General features: G+C 67.3%; 14 protein-coding genes and 1 riboswitch. Of the genes, 3 read left to right on the top strand and 11 right to left on the bottom strand.

What is annotated here, in order from left to right; all coding sequences use genetic code 11:
• Nucleotides 1-2: 2 nt before the first annotated feature.
• From pnuC to NR101_RS11860, 7 genes are all read right to left on the bottom strand, one after another.
• Nucleotides 3-584, bottom strand: coding sequence for a nicotinamide riboside transporter PnuC (gene pnuC, locus NR101_RS11890; RefSeq protein WP_256775289.1), 582 nt, complete (start codon nucleotides 582-584; stop codon nucleotides 3-5).
• Nucleotides 581-2,752, bottom strand: a complete 2,172-nt coding sequence (locus NR101_RS11885; protein ID WP_256775288.1) for a TonB-dependent siderophore receptor — start codon at nucleotides 2,750-2,752, stop codon at nucleotides 581-583. The genes pnuC and NR101_RS11885 overlap by 4 nt, the downstream gene beginning before the upstream one ends.
• Before the next feature lie 65 nt (nucleotides 2,753-2,817).
• A riboswitch (TPP riboswitch) is annotated at nucleotides 2,818-2,913 on the bottom strand.
• Between the two features lie 39 nt (nucleotides 2,914-2,952).
• Nucleotides 2,953-4,092: a phosphotransferase gene (locus NR101_RS11880; RefSeq protein WP_256775287.1), complete on the bottom strand. Its 1,140-nt coding sequence runs from the start codon at nucleotides 4,090-4,092 to the stop codon at nucleotides 2,953-2,955.
• A 173-nt stretch (nucleotides 4,093-4,265) separates the two neighbouring features.
• A complete protein-coding gene (locus NR101_RS11875; protein ID WP_256775286.1) occupies nucleotides 4,266-4,670 on the bottom strand; it encodes a glycine zipper 2TM domain-containing protein in 405 nt (134 codons plus the stop codon).
• A gap of 693 nt (nucleotides 4,671-5,363) precedes the next feature.
• Entirely contained in the window at nucleotides 5,364-7,397 is a 2,034-nt protein-coding gene (locus tag NR101_RS11870; RefSeq protein ID WP_256775285.1) for a peptidoglycan-binding protein, read from the bottom strand.
• 102 nt (nucleotides 7,398-7,499) lie between these two features.
• Nucleotides 7,500-8,432 (bottom strand): hypothetical protein, encoded by a 933-nt coding sequence (locus NR101_RS11865; protein ID WP_256775284.1) that lies wholly within the window; start codon nucleotides 8,430-8,432, stop codon nucleotides 7,500-7,502.
• Nucleotides 8,433-8,633: 201 nt separating this feature from the next.
• On the bottom strand, nucleotides 8,634-9,272 hold the full coding sequence (locus tag NR101_RS11860; RefSeq protein ID WP_256775283.1) for a response regulator transcription factor: 639 nt from the start codon (nucleotides 9,270-9,272) through the stop codon (nucleotides 8,634-8,636).
• A 78-nt stretch (nucleotides 9,273-9,350) separates the two neighbouring features.
• Here NR101_RS11860 and NR101_RS11855 point away from each other — a divergent pair, with 78 nt between their 5' ends.
• The gene (locus NR101_RS11855) at nucleotides 9,351-12,929 is read left to right on the top strand and encodes a transporter substrate-binding domain-containing protein (RefSeq protein WP_256775282.1); all 3,579 of its coding nucleotides are present in this window, start codon (nucleotides 9,351-9,353) and stop codon (nucleotides 12,927-12,929) included.
• 3 nt (nucleotides 12,930-12,932) lie between these two features.
• Here NR101_RS11855 and NR101_RS11850 read toward each other — a convergent pair whose 3' ends face one another.
• Together NR101_RS11850 and NR101_RS11845 are read right to left on the bottom strand one after the other, a co-directional pair.
• Nucleotides 12,933-13,310 carry a c-type cytochrome gene (locus NR101_RS11850; RefSeq protein ID WP_256775281.1) on the bottom strand — a complete coding sequence of 126 codons (378 nt, stop codon included), beginning with the start codon at nucleotides 13,308-13,310 and terminating at the stop codon, nucleotides 12,933-12,935.
• Entirely contained in the window at nucleotides 13,310-14,986 is a 1,677-nt protein-coding gene (locus NR101_RS11845; protein ID WP_256775280.1) for an electron transfer flavoprotein-ubiquinone oxidoreductase, read from the bottom strand. Before NR101_RS11845 ends, NR101_RS11850 begins: the two co-directional genes overlap by 1 nt.
• Before the next feature lie 423 nt (nucleotides 14,987-15,409).
• On the opposite strand from NR101_RS11845, the gene NR101_RS11840 reads away from it, so the two are divergent.
• The gene (locus tag NR101_RS11840) at nucleotides 15,410-16,573 is read left to right on the top strand and encodes an acyl-CoA dehydrogenase family protein (protein WP_256775279.1); all 1,164 of its coding nucleotides are present in this window, start codon (nucleotides 15,410-15,412) and stop codon (nucleotides 16,571-16,573) included.
• A gap of 136 nt (nucleotides 16,574-16,709) precedes the next feature.
• Here the strand turns inward: NR101_RS11840 and trmL are convergent, their stop codons facing one another.
• Nucleotides 16,710-17,186 (bottom strand): tRNA (uridine(34)/cytosine(34)/5-carboxymethylaminomethyluridine(34)-2'-O)-methyltransferase TrmL, encoded by a 477-nt coding sequence (trmL, locus tag NR101_RS11835; RefSeq protein WP_256775278.1) that lies wholly within the window; start codon nucleotides 17,184-17,186, stop codon nucleotides 16,710-16,712.
• 43 nt (nucleotides 17,187-17,229) lie between these two features.
• Nucleotides 17,230-17,691, bottom strand: a complete 462-nt coding sequence (locus NR101_RS11830; protein ID WP_256775277.1) for a hypothetical protein — start codon at nucleotides 17,689-17,691, stop codon at nucleotides 17,230-17,232.
• Nucleotides 17,692-18,090: 399 nt separating this feature from the next.
• Here NR101_RS11830 and NR101_RS11825 point away from each other — a divergent pair, with 399 nt between their 5' ends.
• Entirely contained in the window at nucleotides 18,091-20,955 is a 2,865-nt protein-coding gene (locus NR101_RS11825; RefSeq protein WP_256775276.1) for a pitrilysin family protein, read from the top strand.
• Nucleotides 20,956-21,044: the final 89 nt, after the last annotated feature.

The following is a 21,044-nucleotide window of genomic DNA, read 5'->3' as shown; positions in this document are numbered from 1 at the left end:
GATCAGGCAGCCGATCGGGTCTGGTCGCCCGCCGCCGTCCATGCCCGCAGCCCCATCACCGCCAACCCGACGAACACCAGGTAAAGCCCGGCGGTCACGTCCAGCGATTTGACCAGGTACATGCCGACGTAGACGACGTCGACGAAAATCCACAGCCACCACGTGGCGATATGCCGGCGCGCCTGCCACCACTGCGCCACCAGGCTGAGCGCGGCGAGCATCGCATCCAGCCAGGGCAGCGCGGCACCGGTCCAGGTGTGCATCACCGCACCGAGCGCGATGCCGAACACCACGCCGATGCCCAGATCGCGCAGCAGCTGCGCGCGTGCCAGCGGCGCAATCACGATCGCGCCGTCCTCCTGTGCGTGCCGGCGCCAGCTGAGCCAGCCGTACAGCAGGAAGCCACCGAACACGACCTGCAGCAGCGTATCCGAGTAGAGTTTCGCCTCGGCGAAGACCACGCCATACAGTGCCACCGCCACCAGCCCGACCGGCCATGCCAGCATCCGCCGGCGTGCCATCAGCCACACGCCGAGCAGGCTGGCAACGACCGCCGACCACTCCAGGATCGCCGCCGCGTTCATAGCCCGAACGTCACCGACAGGCGCGCCTGGCGCGGCGCACCGGCGAACAGGTAGTAATCACCGGCACTGCTGCCCGTATCGCGCCAGTAGAAGCGGTCGAACACGTTGTCCACCGACAGGTTCCAGGTCACCGGATGCGCGCGCAGGTCATGTTTGAAGCGCAGGCCGAAGTCGACCACGTGGTAGCCCGGTGCGCGCACATCGCCATCGACCGTGGCCACGTTGGACGACGCATAACGCCAGCCGCCGGTGACCGACAGCCCATTGGCGAAAGGCAACGCGTAATCGCCATGCACGCTGGCGCGCACCTTGGGCACGTTGACCAACGGATGGCCTTCGTAGAACGCGGTGCCGGTATCGCGCGCGCGCGCCTGCAGCGCGCTGACGCTGGCAGTGAGCACCAGCCCTTCGGCGACGCGACCGTTGGCCGTCAACTCCAGCCCGGTGTGGGTCTGCTGGCCCTCGGCGACGAAGGTATAGCCGGCATCGCTGCCGTCGGGCCTGGCGTACTGGAACGGCTGCGAGGTACGGAACACCGCCGCGGCCAGGGTCAGCGCATCGATGGCGGCGTACTTGACGCCCACCTCGGTCTGGCGCGACAGCACCGGCGCCAGGTACGCACCGTCGTTGGAGGTCCAGAACGGCGCCTCCTGGCCGAGCGCAATGCCGCGCACGTAGCTGGCGTATACGTTCACCGCATCGGTGGCCTTCCACACCAGTGCGGTCTGCGGCAGGAAACGCGACAGCGTGCTGTGGCGCTCGGGATTGCCGCGCTTGTCGAAGGCGCGCTCGTCCAGGCGCACGAAGCGACCGCCGGCCAGCCACTGCCAGTCATTGCCCACCTGCATCCGGTCGAGCACGAACACGGCGGTCTGCGCGCTGTCCAGGCGGCGGACCGACGGGCCGGGCTGCAGCGGCGACGGTGCGAACACCGGCACGCGCGTGTCATCGATGTTGGCGGTGCCGACGTACTCGTTGACGTTGCGGCGCTTGTCCACCGTGCGTTCGAAACGATCCACGCCGAGGGTGAGGTCGTGGCCCACGCGCCCGGTGTCGAAGCTGCCGCGCAGCTCGGCGCGCCCCTCGAGGTTGCGACGGGTGTCGTCAGGGCTGCGGTAATCGTAGATGTCGTAGTCGCCATTGGGGGCGAAGTAGTTGCCCGGCACACTGCCGTCGGCACATTGCGCGGCGTAATAGCAGCCGTAGGCGAAGGCCACGTTGTCATCGATCACCGAACGGCTGTAGCTGGCCGACACGCGTGTCTGCCACTGCGCGTTGATCTGGAAGGTATGCAGGGCAGTAAGGTTCGTGCTGTCGATGCCGACCGGCTGCTGCCACGGCTGGTAGCCGAGCATGCGGGTGCGGTCCACGCTGCGGGGCAGCGTGGTTGCGTCGAGCAGCTGGTAACCGGAGGCCGAGCGCTGCGCGCTGGTCTGGTAGCTGGCATCCACCTCGAGCCTGCTGCGGTCGCTGATCAGCCAGTCGGTGGCCAGCGCATAGAAGTTGCGGCGGCCGTCGGCATGGTCGATGTACGACGCGCTGTCATCCCACGCCGCGTTCAGGCGCACGCCGAAGCGCGGCGTCAGCCAATGGCCGACATCCACCGCCGCGTAGCGCGCCCCTTCCGAATCGGTGCCCAAGGTGACGTTGCGTACTTCGGTGGGCCGCTTGCCGACGTAGTTGATGATGCCGCCGGGCGCCATCACGCCCGCGGCCAGGCCGGCTTCGCCCTTGAGGATTTCAACCTGCTGCACATTCTCCAGCGCCAGGCGCTGCTCGCCGGCGATGGACAGGCCGTTGAAGCGGTAGCCGGTGGCCGTGTCCAGCGGAAAGCCGCGGATGGCAATGTTCTGGTAATACCCGACCGGCGCGTAGCTGTCGCCCAGCGCGGCATCGTTGCTGGCCAGCTCGGACAGCGTGCGCACCTGGCGGCTGTCCAGCAGCGTGCGATCGAGCACGTTCATCGACGCCGGCGTGTTCTTCCAGTCGCCGCTGCCGAAGCTGTTGGACTGGATGGCGGGCGTCACCGATTGCCGCGCCTGCACGCGCACGGCGGCAAGTTCGGTCGGGGTACGGTCGGCGGCATCGGGTGCGGCGTCGCTGGCGTGCAGCGGCAGGGCGGCGCACAGGGCAACGGTCAGCAGGGCAGGGCGGTAGCAGCGGTTCATTCGATTCGTCATCAGCCAGAAGAGACGAAGCGACGGCGCGCGCGCAGCGACCCGTCCGGTCGTTGCGCCCACTGCACAAAGCTCCCTACGCCGGTATCAACCGGATCAGGTTCCAAGGGACTCTCTCAGCCTGGCTTCGCCAGGCACCCCCGCTTCGGCGACTATTTCACCACAACCGGTACGGTTTTGCCCGCCCTCGCTCAGGCGGCGGCGTGCAGGGCCGCGAGCAGGGCCTGCCCGTCGGTGCCCTTGAACCAGTCGGCGTGGCCCAGCAGGAAGGTGTGGTAGGCCACGTCGGCGTTGGCTGAAGAGCCGGTGACGCCTTCGAAGTACTCCACTTCGGACAGGGCAAAGTCCAGGTGCACGATCGGCAGCAGGTCGGCGAGCAGGTGCACGCGCTCGACCGACAGCGGCAGCACGTCCCGATAGCCCTCAAGCAGGGCCAGCGCGATCGGCACGCGTGCGGCGGGGGCCGGTGCGTCCACGTCCAGCCAGGCAACCGCATTGCGTTCGATGGCCGTGGCCAGGTCGAACAGGGCGCTGGTGGGCGAGGCCAGCCCGAAGTCGAGCACGCTGGCCACCGCCATGCCCTCGCCCGACGCGCGCCACAGCAGGTTGGAGACGTGCCAGTCGTTGTGCGTCCACAGCCGCGGCTCATCCTGCAGGCGTGCGGCCAAGCCGGCATGCCAGGGCAGCACCGCGCGCTGCAGGTCGTCCTGCCAGGTCTGTCGCGCCAGATACGCGGCCAGGCCGGGGCGAACGTGGAGATCGCGCGCGATCATCGCCACCGGGTCGGCGCTGCGGATCAGGTCGTCACGCGCGACCAGCAGGTGCGTGCCGCGCTGCGGGCCTTGGTAACCGGCCGAGGCCTGATGCAGCCGTGCGAGCACGCGGCCGGCTTCGCGCGCCTGCGCGGCGTCGGTCAGTGGTGTCCAGGAGGGGGCGTCGCGATACAGGTCGTGGCCGGGTGCAAGGGCGTGCAGTTCGTAGGTCCAGCCATCGTGTTCGACCGCGGTGCTGCCATCGACCGCGCGCAGTACCTGCACGACCGGTATGCCGGCGGCGGCAAGGTGGGCGATGAAGCGATGCTCTTCGCCCAGCACCTGCGCACTGCGTACGCTGGCGTGGTGACGCTTGACGAAGACCGGTCCGGCCGCACCGCTCTCGACGATGGCCGCCGCCGACAACGGGCGTGGGCTATGCCACAGCAGGCGGCCGTGGCTGCCAAGCTGCGGATACCGGTCCTGCAACCAGGCGATTTCCTTGTCGGTGATCGCCGGCCAGTCGGCAACGACCGTATCGTTGTCGAGGCCCTGGACGAGGTGGGTGTCGGTGTTCATCGGGACGCGGTCGGACGTGCGCTGCGGCGCGGGGGAGCGCTAGGGTACCGCGTGCGTCGGGTGTCCACGCCGTTGCGCAACGCGTGCCTGGAACGCAGAACGGGCGGGTCATCGACCCGCCCGCTGCGCTGTCGTCCATCAAGCGGCCGCTTCAGCCGGCCGTCGCGCCCGCTTTACCAGCCGCGCCCATGGCGACGATCCCAGTCGCGGCGATCGCGCTGTTCGCGCTCCCAACGGGCGCGGTCATTGCGGCGGTCGTAACCGCGGTCGTAGCCGTAACGGCGGTCATGACGGCGATCGTCATAGCGGCGGTTGTCGTAGCCGCGATCGTAGCGGCGGTCACGGTTGTCGCGGGTGGTGAGGTTGCCGATGGCACCACCGGCAACCGCGCCGCCGACCGTGGCGGTCGGGTCGCCGTTGGAGATGAGGTGACCGGCCACGCCGCCCACCACCGCGCCCACGACCGTGCGCTTGTCCTTCCTGGACATGGCGCTGGCATCGCTGATGGTGGCCAGGCCGGCGGTCAGCGCCAGGGCCATGGCCAGGCCACGAAAGCTGAGTGCGGAAATGTTGAGCATGTTCGGTTCTCCTGTCGGGTGCTGGCTACCAAGCTGGGGTTCCAACATTGTCGGAACATTGCCGCCTGGGTGAGGCCAGAGTGCGTATTCATATGACGGCAGGGCGTCTGAAGCGGTGCTGAAAAATGCATGACCTGCGCATGAACGATGGCGGCCGTTGGGGTTCGGCTACGGGTGACCGAGCAGTCCATGGAGTGCAGGCAAGAAAGGCGCTTCTCCCAATGGAGGGGCGTGTCTTGTTTCACGTGCCGTAGCAAGCCTCGTGCGGATCTGCTCGTGGCTCCGCTCTGGTATTTCGCGAGCGTGAGGGCCCCGTAGCGGCCGGTAGGCCCCTGGCGCAAATGTCCCCCGGCCTGGCGGCCTCCTCCTTTATTTTGCCCAGGGGCCTACCGGCCGCTACGGGGCTCGGCTGCGGTAAGCAGGTAGAAGCCAAGCTGGTCGGTGGGTTGGTCGCTGGGCCCCCATGCCCTTGGAGGCGAAATAAAGGAGGAGGTGGCGGCCGCAGGCCGACGCCGGGGGACATTCGCCGGAAAGGGTATGGGGGCCCAGCGACCAACCCACCGACCCCCGCGCCTGGAACGAGTCAAAGCGCGCTTCAGGCCAGCCACACGGAGGGGAAAAGAAAAAAAGAAGGCCGCGCGAGCGCGGCCTTCCGTGGGCTTCCTTCCCGGTGGGCGTCCTGCCCGATGAAACTCAGTGCCCCATCGCCTTCTGGGTCTGGCGCACCTGCTCCTGCTGGGCCTGCTGTGGCTCGTGCAGCGCGGCGCTGGTGGCGGCAAGCGACTGCGTTTCCGCCGCGCCCTTCTCCACGTGCGCACGCAACTGCACCGGATCGCCGGTGCCCCCTTGCACCGCGAACAGCAACTGCCCGTTGGTGCTGGGCACCACCGCATCGATGCGCTGCAGACCGGCCGCCTTGGCGTCCTGGGTCAGCGCGCCGGCGGCGTTGAGCAGCGACTGGCGGTCCTTGAAGGTCCCCGCCTCCAGACCTTCCATGCCCTTGACCGCCTGTTCGAACATCGGGTTGTTGGTATGCCGCGGATCGCTCAGCAGCGGCTTGTCGCGTGCTTCGCCGATCGCGCCCAGGGTCTTGGCCCCGACGATGCCGTCGACCCCCAGCCCGTTGTCGCGCTGGAACGCGCGCACCGCATCCTGGGTGTTACGGCCGAACTTGCCGTCCTCGGTCAGCGGCTTGCCATCCCCGCCGACGTAGCCAAGCTTGTTGAGCTCCTCCTGCACATTGCGCACCGCATCGCCCTTGCTGCCGTCCTTGAGCAGCGCGCCATGGGCGGCGTCGGGCTGTGCGTTGCCGTGCTTGCCCGGCGCTTCATGCGTCGCCGCACCCTGCCCCTGCACGCGATCCTGCGTGTGGCTTTCCAGCAGGTGGCGGCCCTTGGACAGCGGATCGGAAGCATAGATCTTCCAGTTCGGGTGGCTCTCCACCTGCTTCAGGTACTCCTCCACCGGCATGGTGTGCACGCCCTTGCTGCCGGTGGACTGGCTGATCAACAGCTTGTCGGTGTTCGGGTCGCGCACCACCATCACGATGTGGTCGATGCCGTTCCAGTGTTCGTGCTTGGTCTTGGCTGTATCCAGCCCGATGACCATGCCTTCCTGCAGGGCACCGGGCTTGGCGATGCCGGCGCGGTCGAGCAGCACGCCCGATTCCTTGTAGGCGTTCTGCACGATGGTGCCCGAGCCGGCATACCCGAGCTTGATCTTGTCCGCGTCGGTGTAGACCTCATGGCCGGCCTTGCGGTTGATCTCGTCCTGGGTCTTGTTCTGCAGCGTGCCCACCCAGCCGGAACAGTCGATGTAGCCCTGATCCACGTTCTTGCCGGTGACGCCGTTGCCACGGTAATACTGGCTGGACGCAATATTGATCGCGTACTTGACGTCGTCGTACTGCACGCCGGCGTTGTAGGCCGCATCCAGCTTGATCCCGGGCTTGTCCTGGCCAGCAGCGGCGGCGACGGCGGTGGCACCCACGGCCGCTGCGCCAGCGACGGCCGCGGCGGCGCCGGCGGTCTGCGCCGGCGACGTGGCCGTCTGCGTCGGGGCAGACGGTGCCTGCTGCTGGGCCGGGCGCGCGTGGCCTTCGGTGAGCGGGGCGACGTGCTTTTCGGGGATGCTGATCGCATCGTACTTGCGGTCGTAGTACTGGGCGAAGCTGGCGGCCAGGTCGTGGTCGTTCATCTTGCGCATGTCGGCACGGCTGTGGCCGGTCAGCGCTTGGACGTCATCGCCGATCTGCGCCATGATCCGCGGCCGCATGTCGATCTGCTCGCCATGGCGGTCGCGCACCACGCCGAACGTGCCGGTGGCGATCGCGGTCTGGATCGAGCCATAACCGGCCTCGCCCTGCTGGTGCGCCAGGTACAGGTCCAGCCCGGTCGGCTTGTCTTCGCCGGACAGGTACGGATGCCCGGTGCGGTCGTGCCGCTTCTGCATGTCCGTCAGGTTGCGCTGGAACATCTCCGCGGCCGCTTCGGTGTTGCGGGTCGGATCGAACTCGTGACCTTTCAGGCCGTAACGTTCTGCGGTGGACGGCAGGAACTGGAACAGGCCCTTGGCGTGGGTGGTCTTGTTCTCGGCGCGCTCGTCGAAGCGACCGCCGGTTTCGATGTGCGCAAACCGCAGGAAATCCTCGCTCGGGATGCCCTTGCGCTGTGCGACCTGCTCGATGATGTCGAGAACTTCCTTTTTACTGTAGTCACGCTGTGCCATGACGTCTTCCTCTGGGGTTGTTGGAGCGGCCTATGCCGCAGTACGCCAACCGGACTCATCCATGAGTCTTCAACATGTCGGTCAACAGGTCCTGCTTGCTGCTTACTTCTGTACGTATGCCTTGGCGGCCGGATCGTAGGCGTAGGTCGCCGTGTCCTGCGGGCCCATCGGACGCGTTGCATCCGGCCCGTCGAAGGTGGTGCCGGTGCGGGTGACGCGGATCGCGGGCAGATCGCTGCCGGCCACGGCGCTGAAGGCCAGTTCGCCATCGCTGCCGATGCACGGCATGGCCTGGCCTTCGTCGCAGGCGGCGGCGTTGTCTTCGCCGGTGGTGACCGAGCCCAGGTAGGCCCAGACGCGGTCGTCCTGTTTGTCCTGCGCGTAGTCCGGGTTGAACACCAGGATGCTGTAGCCATCAATGCTGGTGCCGGCCTCGAAGCTGCTGGTCGGTACCGCCAGCAGCAGCTTGCCACCGGCGGTGCGGTGTTCGACCGGCTTGCGCTTGCTGTCGATGGTGGGCGGGTTGCCGTAGGCGCCGACCTTGCCGATCGAGCGTTCCATGCCCTTGAACACCCAGGGCTTGTCGGCCTTGGTGCCGGTCAGGGTGAAGGTGGCTTCGGTCAGCGTTACCTGGGTCTCCGGGCCGGCCTCGTCTTCGCCCGGCTTGCCGTACTTGGCCGCGGTGTTCCAGGCAAAGCCGGTGTAGTACCTGGTGCCGCCCAGTTCGAAGGCATGGCCGAACCAGAAGGTCGCGACCGCGCCATTGGCAACTTCATATGACGTCGCGCCATCGCCGTCGACCTGGTAGATGAAATACAGCACGCTGCCGGCATCGGGCGGCGTGGCGGTAGCGGCGGGAGTAAGGGTGCTCTGCATCGGGGCAACATCCTGTCGTGGCGCGGAGGCGCCCTGTGGTGACGCGGTCGAAGGCGAGGGGCTGCATGCGCTGGCGAGCAGCGCGACCAACAGGCCGGCCAACGCCACGCGCACGCGCGGACGCACAAGGCTCGGACTGACGGCGGGAAGGAAGTTCATGCGCCTCTCCATGGATCTGCGGGCATCGGGCAGGAAGGCCGACGCGTAAGACGCCCCGGCCCATGACGGGGGAGCGTGGTAGATGAGCCGGCCGATTCCTTCGACCTCGCATTAGGAACTCATCCAGCGACATCATGGCATATCTGCCAACCCCGTCACAAGGGGAGGGGAATGCGTTGAGCTAAAAGTGTGACCGATTTATCAGATTTCGCCGTCGCGCAGGTAGTCGAACAGCTCGGCATCGCCCTTCAGGCCCAGCTTCAACATGGCATCGCCCTTTTGACGGCTGATCGTACTGACGCTCTTGTGTAGCTGCAGGGCGATCTCTTTCACGGTCAGTCCGCTGCCGAGCAGGCGCAGCACTTCGACCTCGCGGGGCGAAAGCGGTTTGGTGCTGATCTCATCGACGTTGTGCGTGCCGATCGCGTCAATGCGCTCCTTCAGCGTGCGGCTCACGTAGGGCAGGCCGCGTTGCACGGTCTGGATGGCCAGCGGCAGTTCTTCCATCGAGGAGGTCTTGTCGACCAGACCGAGCACGCCGATGGAGACCACCATGCGCAGGATCGCCAGGTTGTTGGAGACGCTCAACATCAGCACCGGCAGGTCCGGGAAACGACGGCGGATCATGCCGATCATGGCAAAGCCGTCGGCCTGTTGGCTGCCCGGCATGGAGTAGTCGGTCACCAGCACATCGCAGGGCTGGGTGGTCAACGCGGTGAGCAGTTCGTCGGCGCTGCTGGCCTCGGCCACCACCACACCCACGCCGCTGGCTTCGATCACCGCTTTGGTGCCGATACGGACCACCGGGTGATCGTCAGCGATGATGATGCGGAGGGTCATGGACTAGTATGGTCGCCTAGGCGGACGCCGCTCGGGCCGTGCCGTGGTGGAAACATCATTCTACGGAGATAAGACCGCATGCGTACTCCGGTTGCCCGCTGGCTGTTGCTGCTGGTCCTTGCCCTCGTGCCGATGCTGGCGGTGGGGGCTGACGCGCCGGCCGCGCCGGCGTCGCTATCATCCCGCCAGAGTGAATGGCTTGGTCGGCACCCTACCATCATCCTGGGCATTTACGACAGCGGCTGGCCGCCGTTCGAATCGATGCACGATGGACGTCCGCAGGGCTTGGGTTACGACTACCTGAGCCTGCTCGCGCGGCGCCTCGGGGTACGGGTGGACGTGCGCAGGTACGGCAGCTGGGCCGAGGTGCTCGATGCCGCCTGTCGAGGCGAAATCGATGTGGTGATGAACATCACCCTGAGCGCCGACCGCACCCGATGCGTGGTTTACACCCGTGCCTACATGGATGCGCCGCTGGCCGTGGTCGGGCGCCCCGATGACACCCGCACTTCCACCGACCCGGACCTGCATGGGCTGCGCGTGGTGACCGAGCGCGACTTCGTCACCAGCGACCAGGTGCGCGCGCGCTTTCCGGCCGCGTTGCAGCTCACCGCCGCCGATACGTTGACCGCGTTGAACATGGTCGGCCGCAACGAAGCCGACGTATACATCGGCAACGCGTACGTGGCCAACATGCTGATCGACCAGCACGCGATGCGCCAGGTCACCCTGCTGCGGCCCAGCGACCTGCCACCGGAGCGTCTGCACTTCGGCGTTCCCAATGCCAAGCAGCCGCTGGCCGAAGCACTGGATGGCGCGCTCAGCGAAGTCACCCGCGGCGAACACGACGCACTGGCCCAACGCTGGCTGCATCCGCTGCAGTGGTCCACCCGGTCGCGGCTGATCCTGGGCAATGCCGAGAAGCAGGTGCTGGCCACGCCGCTGCGGATGGCGTTCGCGCCCAACGCCGCGCCGCTGGCCTTCATCGATGCCGCCGGACAGCCCAGCGGCGTGGCGGGCGACTACCTGCGCCAACTGCGCATGGTCGGCGCGCACCTGGCGCAGGTACCGGCGCACGACTGGTTCGAGGTGCGCGAGCAGCTGCGCAAGGGCGAGGTCGACGTGATCATGGGCATTCCCAATGATTCGGCCTACCTCGGGCCGGACTGGGTGTTCAGCCAGCCCTTCATCACCGTGCCCAACGTGATCGTGGTGCGCGCCGACAGCCCCTCGGTACTGGCCCTGGCCGATCTGGACGGGCGCAGCATCCTCTTGTCCGACCCCGAGCGCCTGCGTGGCTACGTGCTGCAGCACGCGCCGAATGCGCGCATCGTGCCCGCGCGCAGTGCCGAGCAGGCCTTGGCGCGGCTGGCCCACGGGGACGCCGACGCCTACATCGGCAATCTGGCCACCACCGATCGCATCGTGCGGGAGAAATACCCCGCGCAGTTGCATGTGACCGCGCCGGCCGGCTTCTCCGACCGCCTTTCGCTGGCGGTCAAGCGCCAGTACGCGCCGCTGGCGACCACCTTCGACCGCGTACTGGTCAACCTCAGCCCGCGCGAGCATGAAGCCATTCGCGGTGACTGGCTGTCGGCCGAGTACCACAGCGAGGTGGACTGGCGTTCGATCGCGCGCTGGGCGGTGCCGCTGGCGCTGGTGCTGCTGACCGCCATCCTGGTGCACGGCTGGGGTTACTGGCGGCTGCGCCGTGAGGTCGGCATGCGCCGGCGCCTGGAGCAGCGCCTTGCCGGCGTGACCGACAACCTGCCGGCCACCGTGTATCAGGCGCGGCGTGACAGCAGTGGCGAGTTCTCCTTCCCGTACATCGCCGGCGACCTGGAAGCGCTGTTCGGCTTGAGCGTGGCCGATGCGATGGCGGACGAGAAGCGGCTGATGGCCTGCATCGATGCGAAGGACCGCGAGCGTGTCCGCCAGGCGCTGGACCACGCCGCACGCGATTTCGCCGCGCTGGACATCGAGTTCCGCACCAGCCCGCACGGCAGCCTTCGTTGGGTGCGCTCGCGCGCGCTGCCCTACGCGGTCGATGCCGGTGAAATTCTGTGGAGCGGGTACTGGGTGGATGTCACGGAGGCACGCGCACAGGCCGATGCGCTGGCTGCCGCCAAGGCCGCGGCCGAGCACGCGACCGCGGCCAAGTCCGATTTCCTGGCCACGATGAGCCATGAGATCCGCACGCCCATGAGCGGGGTGTTGGGCATGCTTGAAGTGCTGGCCCATACCCCGCTCGATGGCGAACAGCGGCGCATCATCGCGGTGATCGAGGACTCGGCGCAGATGCTCCGGCACATCCTTGACGACATCCTGGACTACTCGCGGATCGAAGCCGGCGCGCTGCGCCTGGAACTGCAGCCGCTGGCGCTGCGCGGCCTGCTCGACAACGTGCAGCAGCTGCTGTCGCCGCAGGCCGCGGCCAAAGGGCTGACACTGCAGCTGCAGGTCGATGCGGCGGTGGCGCCGATGCACCTGGGCGATGGCATGCGCCTGCGCCAGATCGCGTTCAACCTGCTCAGCAATGCCATCAAGTTCACCGAGCAGGGCGGTGTTGCCATCGCGCTGGGCGTGACCGACGAGGAGGATGGCGCGCAGCGGCTGCGTCTGGCGGTGACCGACACCGGTATCGGCATCTCACCGGGGCAGCGCGAGCGCCTGTTCAAGCCCTTCGCCCAGGCCGATATCGCCACCACCCGCCAGTACGGAGGCACCGGGCTGGGCTTGAGCATCTGCCAGCGGCTGGTCGCCTTGATGGGCGGCAGCCTGGAACTGCACAGCGTGCCCGGGGAGGGTACTGAAGTGGTGGTGCACCTGCTGTTGCCGCGGGTGCCGGCGATGGAGTCCGATGCGGCCCCGGCACGCGACGGCGAGCCGTTGGGTGCGTTGCCGGAGACGCTGCGGCAGTACCGCGTGTTGGTGGTGGAGGACCATCCCACCAACCAGGCGCTGATGCGCTGGCGGCTGCAGCAACTCGGCCTTGCCTACGCGCTTGCCGCGCAGGGGCAGGACGCGCTGGCGCTGCTGGAGCAGGAACACTTCGACCTGGTGATCACCGATTGCCGGATGCCGGTGCTGGACGGCTACGCCATGACCCGGCGCCTGCGCGAACGCGAACTGGAGCGCGGCCTGCCGCGGATGCCGGTGATCGCATTGACTGCCAGCGCGCTCGCCGAAGACCTGCAACGCTGCCGCGAAGCCGGCATGGACGATCTGCTGGCCAAGCCTGTCGCGCTGGCCACCTTGCGCCAGGTGCTGCTGCGCTGGCTGCCCGGCCACGAGGAAACGCCGGTGGCCGTCCCGCAGGCGACACCGTCGGGCGCGATGCCGACCCGCACGGCGATCGTGCAGCGCTTCGGCTCCGAGCATGTGGCTGGGGTGATGATCGAGAGCATGCGCAGCACCACCGAAGAGGACCTGCGCCGCGCCCAGGCGGCTCGCGCGCAGGGTGACAGTGACACGGTGGCAGAGGTGCTGCACCGCATTGTCGGCGGGCTGGGCACCCTCGGTGCCGGTGTGCTGGTGGAACAGGCGCGTTCGCTGATGCAGCAGGTCGGCGTGCACGGCGTGGATGCCTGTGGCGAGGAACTGGAGCGCTTCGATGCCGCCCTGCGCACTTACCTGGCGTCGCTGCACCAGGACTGACGGTCAGCGTGCCTGCTGCAGGTACTCGATGACCTGACGCCGCCGTTCCGCATCGGCGGTGGCATTGACCATCCGCGACCCCGGCACCACGGTGGCCGGCGCGCGCAGGAAGGTATCCAGGGTGTCCGTGCTCCAGGTGATGTCGGCCTGGCGCATTGCAGTGGAATAGGGATAGTCGGCCAAGCTGCCGGCGCGACGCCCGACCACCCCGTGCAGGTTGGGACCGAAACGATGCACGCCACCCGGGGTGACGGTGTGGCATCCGGCACAGATCGCGAACGCGCGCTGCAGCTGCTGTTGATGCACCTGCTCGGGCGTCTGCGCAGTGCGCGTGCACGCACACAGGCACAGCGCGACCCCGAGCAGGCAGGCGTGGCGCATCACATGCCCGTGTAGTTCGGGCCGCCACCGCCCTGCGGGGTCACCCAGACGATGTTCTGGGCGGGGTCCTTGATGTCGCAGGTCTTGCAGTGCACGCAGTTCTGCGCATTGATCTGCAGCTGCTCCTGGCCCTGCGCACCGACGAATTCGTACACCCCGGCCGGGCAGTAGCGCGCTTCCGGGCCGGCATACTCGGCCAGGTTGATCCGCACCGGCACGCTGGCATCCTTGAGCGTGAGGTGGCTGGGCTGGTCTTCGGCATGGTTGGTGCTGCTCAGGAACACCGAGCTGAGCTTGTCGAAGGTGAGCACGCCATCGGGCTTGGGATAGGCGATCCTGGCGTGCTTGTCGGCCGGCTCCAGACAGGCGTGGTCCGGGGTGCTGTGGCGCAGCGTCCACGGCGGGTTGCGGATGCCGAGCTTGGGCAGCAGCCACTGCTCGATGCCGGTCATCAGCGTGGCCACGGTCTGGCCCTTCTTGAACCACTGCTTGAAGTTCTTGGACTGCTTGAGCTCCTCATGCAGCCAGCTGGTCTCGAACGCGGCCGGGTAGGCGCTGAGTTCGTCGTGCTGACGATCGGCGGCGAGCGCATCGAACGCTGCATCGGCGGCCAGCATGCCGGTCTTGATCGCCGCATGGCTGCCCTTGATCCGGCTGACGTTGAGGAAGCCGGCCTCGCAGCCGACCAGCGCGCCACCGGGAAACACCGTTTTGGGCAGCGACATCAGGCCGCCGGCGGTGATCGCGCGCGCGCCGTAACCAATGCGCTTGCCGCCTTCCAGATGCTTGCGGATGGACGGGTGGGTCTTGAAACGCTGGAATTCTTCGAACGGGCTCAGCCACGGGTTCTTGTAGTCCAGGCCGACCACGTAGCCGATCGACACCTTGCCGCCGTCGGCGTGGTACAGGAACGCGCCGCCATAGGTGGCGTTGTCCAGCGGCCAGCCGGCGGCATGCACCACCAGGCCCGGCTCATGCTTGGCCGGATCGATCTGCCACAGTTCCTTGATGCCGATGCCGTAGGCCTGCGGGTCCTTGCCGGCATCCAGCTGGTAGCGCGCGATCAACTGGCGGCCAAGGTGGCCGCGCGAGCCTTCGGCAAAGATGGTGTACCTGGCATGCAGTTCCATGCCGCGTTCGAAATTGGGGCCGGGGGTACCGTTTTTTTCGATGCCCATGTCGCCGGTGGCCACGCCCATCACCGCGCCTTCGGCGGTGTAGAGGACTTCGGCGGCGGGGAACCCGGGGAAGATCGACACTTCCAGCGCTTCGGCCTGCTGCGCCAGCCAGCGGGTCACCTCGCCCAGGCTGACGATGTAATTGCCGTCGTTGTGGAAGCACTCCGGCAGCAGCGCATGCGGGGTGCCGCGCGCGCCGGTTTCGCTGAGGAACAGGAACTCGTCGCGGGTGACCTTCTGCTTCAGCGGCGCGCCGCGCTCGGCCCAGTCCGGGAAGAGCTCTGTCAGCGCGCGCGGGTCCATGATCGCGCCGGACAGGATGTGCGCACCCGGCTCGGAACCTTTCTCCAGGATGCACACGGACAACTCGCGGCCGGCCTCGATCGCGCGTTGGCGCAGGCGGATCGCGGTGGCCAGGCCGGCAGGGCCGGCGCCGACGATCACCACGTCAAATTCCATGGCTTCACGCGGGGGCAGGACGGGGGTCTCTTCGCTCATGGGGGTGCGTAACTCTTGGGTAGTGCCGTCGGCCAAAGCCGCTGGCGGTTGCCTGGGAATCGCGCGCGCGGCAGACGGCGCAACTACTGGATCAGGTGTGCAGGGTAGCCGGACGCGGCGTTTCCGCCTAGATCGCCGACGTTGACGTCACGTGAGTGCGTGCTTCAAGCATGCCGATGGTGCGGCGCACCAATGCCGATGCGACCGCAATCTTGAGTGGGGGTAGCGGCACGTGTCGTCCGCTGCGCACGGCGCTCAGGGCGCCTGCCAGCCAGCCACGGATGGCGTGGCTCTACCTGGGCGGGCCGCCGGCAGCACCTGCGGTCGCGTCGCTGCCGCGGCCGTGCTGCGGCGTGCCTTGGCCGGATGCGGTGCAACGACCACAATGGCCCCCTGTTTGATCGCCTTCATGCCCGGGTAGCCATGTCACTGAATCCGTACGACCTGTTTGATGTCCGCGCCCTGCTCACCGATGAGGAGCGTGCCGTGCAGGACACGGTGGCGCGCTTCACCGACGAGCGCGTGCTGCCGATCATCGGCGACGCGTTCGACCAGGGCCGCTTTCCGGACGAGTTGATCCCGGAAATCGCCGCGCTCGGTCTGCTCGGCTCCAGCCTGCCCGAGCAGTACGGCGGTGGCGGGCTCAACGCGGTCAGCTACGGCCTGATCTGCCAGGAGCTGGAGCGCGGCGATTCTGGCCTGCGCAGCTTCGTCTCGGTGCAGAGTTCGCTGTGCATGTACCCGATCTTCGCCTACGGCAGCGAGGAACAGCGCACGCGCTGGCTGCCGGACATGGCCGCCGGCAAGGTGATCGGCTGCTTCGGCCTGACCGAGGCGCATGGCGGTTCGGATCCGGCGGCGATGAAGACCCGTGCGGTACGCGATGGCGGCGACTGGGTGGTCAACGGCAGCAAGATGTGGATCACCAGCGGCCCGGTGGCCGACATCGCCATCGTCTGGGCGCATACCGAAGACGGCATCCAGGGTTTCGTGCTGGAGAAGGGCATGGCCGGTTTCACTACCCAGGAAATCAAGCACAAGATGAGCCTGCGTGCCTCGCTGACCGGTGCGCTGTTCTTCGACAACGTACGCGTGCCCGAGCGCAACCGCCTGCCCAACGTGCAGGGCCTGAAGGGCCCGTTGGGCTGCTTGAACCAAGCCCGATACGGCATCAGCTGGGGCCCGATCGGGGCAGCGGTGGCGTGCCTGGACGAGGCGCTGAACTACACCAAGGAACGGGTGCTGTTCGGGCGCCCGGTGGCGGCCACACAGAGCGCGCAGATCAAGCTGGCCGACATGGCCCGGCGGATCACCACGGCGCAGTTGCTGGCGCTACAGCTGGGGCGGTTGAAGGATGCCGGGCAGCTGCATCCGCAGCAGGTCAGCTTGGCCAAGTGGAACAACTGCCGCATGGCGATAGACATCGCGCGCGAATGCCGCGACCTGCTCGGCGGCGCGGGCATCACCACCGAACACATGGCGATCCGGCACGCGCTGAACCTGGAATCGGTGATCACCTATGAGGGCACCGAGACCGTGCACCAGCTGGTGATCGGGCGCGAGCTGACGGGCATCAACGCGTTTTAAGGGTGTCGGCGGTGTCGGGAGCCGGCCAGCGGCCGGCACTACCGTTGAACGGGCCACCTGAGCAACGGTCAGGTGCTACGCGGCCGGCAGGTGCCTGTGTCACCGATAGGTGCCGACCGTTGGTCGGCACGGCGTGCTATTCCCCGCCGGCGAACCCGTTCTGGCGCCATGCCTCGTACATCACCACGGCGACCGTGTTGGACAGATTGAGGCTGCGGTTGTCCGGCTGCATCGGCAGGCGCAGGCGCCGGCCATCGGGGAGTGCGTCAAGCAGGTCCTGTGGCAGGCCGCGGGTTTCCGGGCCGAACAGGAAGGCATCGCCGTCTTCGAACTGCTGGGTGTCGTAACGCACGCTGCCGCGGGTACTGAGGGCGAACAGACGCCGGGGTGCGATGGTCTGCAGGGCGGTAGCCAGGTCTGGATGCACCTGCAGTCGAGCGTATTCGTGATAGTCCAGGCCGGCGCGCTTGAGCTGCTTGTCGCTCAGGTCGAAACCGAGCGGCTCGATCAAATGCAGCCGCGCGCCGGTGTTGGCGCAGAGGCGGATCACATTGCCGGTGTTCGGCGGGATTTCGGGTTGGAACAGGATGACGTGGAACGTGGGCGCGGTCATCGCCGCAGTTTACGCGGCTGCTGCGCGTTACCGCAGCAACCGGTTACGGACGGACCAGCACCTGGACAGCGGTTTCCAGCGCCAGGGCCTGCAGATCGGCCGCCGACGGACGCACCTGCAGGGCCGGCAGGTTGACGATCACGTCGCGGGCGACGGCGGTGGCGGCGGCGGTCAGGGTGGCGACGTAATCGCGATCGTTGACCTGTTCGGCAGCCAGGGCCTGGCGCTGTTCGGCGGTCGGGCGCACTTCCACCGAGGCCAGCGTGGTGACGCGGCGGCTGCCGGCCAGTTCGGCGCGGTAGTCGGCAATCAGGCCAGCGGTCGGGCGGACTTCCACCAGGGCCAGGGTCGGGATGGCGCTGCTGCGCTCGACCTCGGCCTGGGCGATCTGGTCGGCCGACGGGCGGACCTGCAGGGTATCCAGGGTGGTGATGGCGGCGGCCTGCACGTTCGAAGCAAACGCGGAACCGGCGGCGATGGCGATGGCGAGGATCTTGGTGTTCATGGCGGGCCTATTTAGTGTTGGTGGTCAGTGGTGTGGTAGTAAGGTAGTACACCGATTCGGGGCTTGCAAGAACAATCTGCACTTTCTTTATTTTGTTCAGCGAGGAGTCAGTTTTGTTCTGTTCTTTGCGTTTCCCCACCCAGGACCGAGCAGGCGCCGTGCCAACTTTTAGTTGTTGATTTAAAAGGGTTTTGTTTTTGATTCAGGGTGTCCGCTGTCCGGACACCTGTCCGCGCCGGGCGCGTCTGTGTCCGCGCGTGGTGCACAGCAATGAGTGAGCAGGCCTATAAAGGCGCTAAAGGGCAGGAAGTTCCGATACCGGCAATGACTGTTGGCGGATGCCGCGGGTGCCCGCCACGCGCTAGCATCGGTCTTCACTTTCATGACCAAGGAAACGGAATGACCGTCCAACTCCGCCCGCGTGCCGCGCTGCTGGCTGTAGCGCTCTCCGCCGCTCTGGGCAGCTTCGTGCCGGCGCCTGTGCTGGCCAAGCCCGCCACGCCGGCCAAGGTGGACATTCCGTTCGAGCAGTTCACCCTTCCCAACGGCCTGCGCGTGGTGGTGCACACCGACCGCAAGGCCCCGATCGTGGCGGTGAACATCTGGTACCACGTGGGCAGCAAGGACGAACCGGCGGGGCGCACCGGCTTCGCGCACCTGTTCGAACACCTGATGTTCCAGGGCAGCGAAAACCACAACGGCGAGTACTTCGAGCCCTTCAAGCAGGTCGGTGTGACCGGCCAGAACGGCACCACCAACACCGACCGCACCAATTACTTCGAGAACGTGCCGACCACCGCGCTGGACATGGCGCTGTGGATGGAGTCCGACCGCATGGGCCATCTGCTGGGTGCGATCGATCAGGCCGCGCTCGACGAACAGCGCGGCGTGGTCCAGAACGAAAAGCGCCAGGGCGAAAACCAGCCTTACGGGCAGGTCTGGGAAAAGCTGACCCGCGCGATGTATCCGGAAGGCCACCCGTACCACCACAGCGTGATCGGGTCGATGAACGACCTCAACGCGGCGTCGCTGGACGACGTCAAGACCTGGTTCCGCACCTGGTACGGCCCCAACAACGCGGTGCTGGTGCTGGCCGGCGACATCGACCTGGCCACCGCCAAGGAAAAGGTCGCCAGGTACTTCGGCGACATCCCGGCCGGCCCGAGCATGGCCCAGCCGAAGGTGGACGTGGCCAAGCGCGAGAAGAGCACGCGTGAAGTAATGACCGACAAGGTGCCGCAGGCGCGCATCTACCGCGCCTGGAACGTGGCCCAGGTCGGCACCACCGACCTGGACCAGCTGCAGCTGTTCGCCCAGGTGCTCGGCGGTGCCAAGTCCTCGCGTCTGGACCAGCGCCTGCTGCACCAGGACAAGCTGGTGGACAACATCAGCGCCGGCGCCTACAGCTCGCAGCTGGGGTCCAACTTCGTGGTGATGGCCACCGTGAAGCAGGGCGTGGACCCGGCCAAGGTCGAAGCGATCATCGACGAGGAAATCAAGCGCCTGGTCAAGGATGGCCCGAGCGCCGATGAACTGAGCCGTGGCAAGACCGCCTTCCGGGCCGGCTTCATCCGTGGCATCGAGCGTATCGGCGGCTTTGGCGGCAAGGCCGATGCGCTGGCCGAATGCACCGTGTTCGAAGGCGATCCGGGCTGCTTCCGCCGGTCGCTGGCCACCATCGATGCGGCCAGCGCCGACGACGTGCGCGGCGCCGGTGCCAAGTGGCTGGGCGTGGGCGACCACACCGTGGTGGTGGAGCCGGGCGCGCGCGTGGCGCTGGCCGAATTGCCGTCCGAATCGCCCAAGCCGTTCACCGTACCGGCCGTGGATCCCAAATTCACCACCCTGCCCAAGCAGGTCGACCGCAGCACCGGCGTACCGCAGACCAAGACCTTCCCGGAGCTGAAATTCCCGCAGCTGCACCGCGCCACGCTCAAGAACGGCACCCAGGTGATCCTGGCCGAACGCCACGACATTCCGGTGGTGCAGTTCAGCTATGAATTCCCCGGTGGCTTCACCGCCGACCAGGGCCGCAAGCAGGGCACCGCCAACTTCACCATGGACCTGATGGGCGAAGGCGCCGGCAAGCTCGGCGCACTGCCGTTCGCCAACGCCGCCGATGCCCTCGGCGCCAGCCTGGGTGCGTCGGCATCGCTGGACAGCGCCAGCGTCTACCTGTCGGCATTGAAGGAAAACCTGGCCCCGTCGCTGGCCCTGTATGCGGACATGCTGCGCCAGCCGCGCTTCGAGCAGGGCGAGATCGACCGGGTCAAGGCGACCTGGATCGCCGGCATCCAGCAGGAGAAGGTCAACCCCAGCGCGGCGGCGATGCGCGTGATGCCGACCCTGTTGTACGGCGCCAGTCATCCGTACGCGATTCCGTTCACGGGCAGTGGCAATGAAGCCGACATCCAGTCGCTGACCCGCCAGGACCTGGTCGATTTCCACCGTGACGCGCTGCGTCCCGAGCAGGGCACGCTGATCGTGGTCGGCGACACCACCCTGAAGGAAATCGTGCCGCTGCTGGAGCGTCAGTTCGGTGACTGGAAGGGCCAGGGCACTGCCCCGCCGGTCAAGGCGCCGGTCGACGTGGCCCGCCCGACCCACGCCCGCGTGTACCTGATCGACCAGCCCGGCGCTGTCCAGGCCAACCTGTTCGCCAGCCAGGTGGTCCCGTCGGCGATGGATCCGGGCAGCACCCGCTTCGACATCGCCAACGGCGTGCTCGGCGGCGACTTCACGTCGCGCCTGAACATGAACCTGCGTGAGGAGAAACACTGGTCCTACGGTGCCGGCAGCAGTGCCAGCAACACCCTGGGCCAGCGCCCTTGGGGTGCCCGTGCGCCGGTGCAGATCGACAAGACCGCCGAGTCGATGCGGGAAATGCAGAAGGAGATCCGCGACTTCGCCAGTGGCGCCAAGCCGGCCACTGCCGCCGAAGTGGCGCGCATCCGCAACATCCAGACGCTGAGCCTGCCCGGTGCGTATGAAACCGCCAGTGCGGTGCTGGGCACCATCAGCGGCATCGTGCGTTACCAGCGTCCGGACGACTATGTGTTCAAGCGCAAGGCCGAGATCGAGGCCATGACCCCGGCGCAGGTGCAGCAGGCGGCGGCCACGCTGGACCCGAACACCCTCACCTGGGTGGTGGTCGGTGACCTGAAGCAGACCGAGAAGGAGGTCCGCGCGCTGAACCTGGGCGAGGTCCACGTGATCGATGCAGATGGCAAGGTAGTGCCGGCCGCTGGCCGGCAACCTCGCTGACCTGCCGAAGCAGGGGGCCGGGCTTCGGCCCGGCACCCCATCACCCCCGATTCAGCCGTTTCCCGCACACTCCTTTCTCGTCGCCCAGC

It is taken from the genome of Stenotrophomonas sp. Ste86 (assembly GCF_024519465.1).
Lineage (GTDB): Bacteria > Pseudomonadota > Gammaproteobacteria > Xanthomonadales > Xanthomonadaceae > Stenotrophomonas.
Note: the sequence above shows the minus strand (reverse complement) of the source record. Positions and strands in the feature narration are given on the sequence as shown.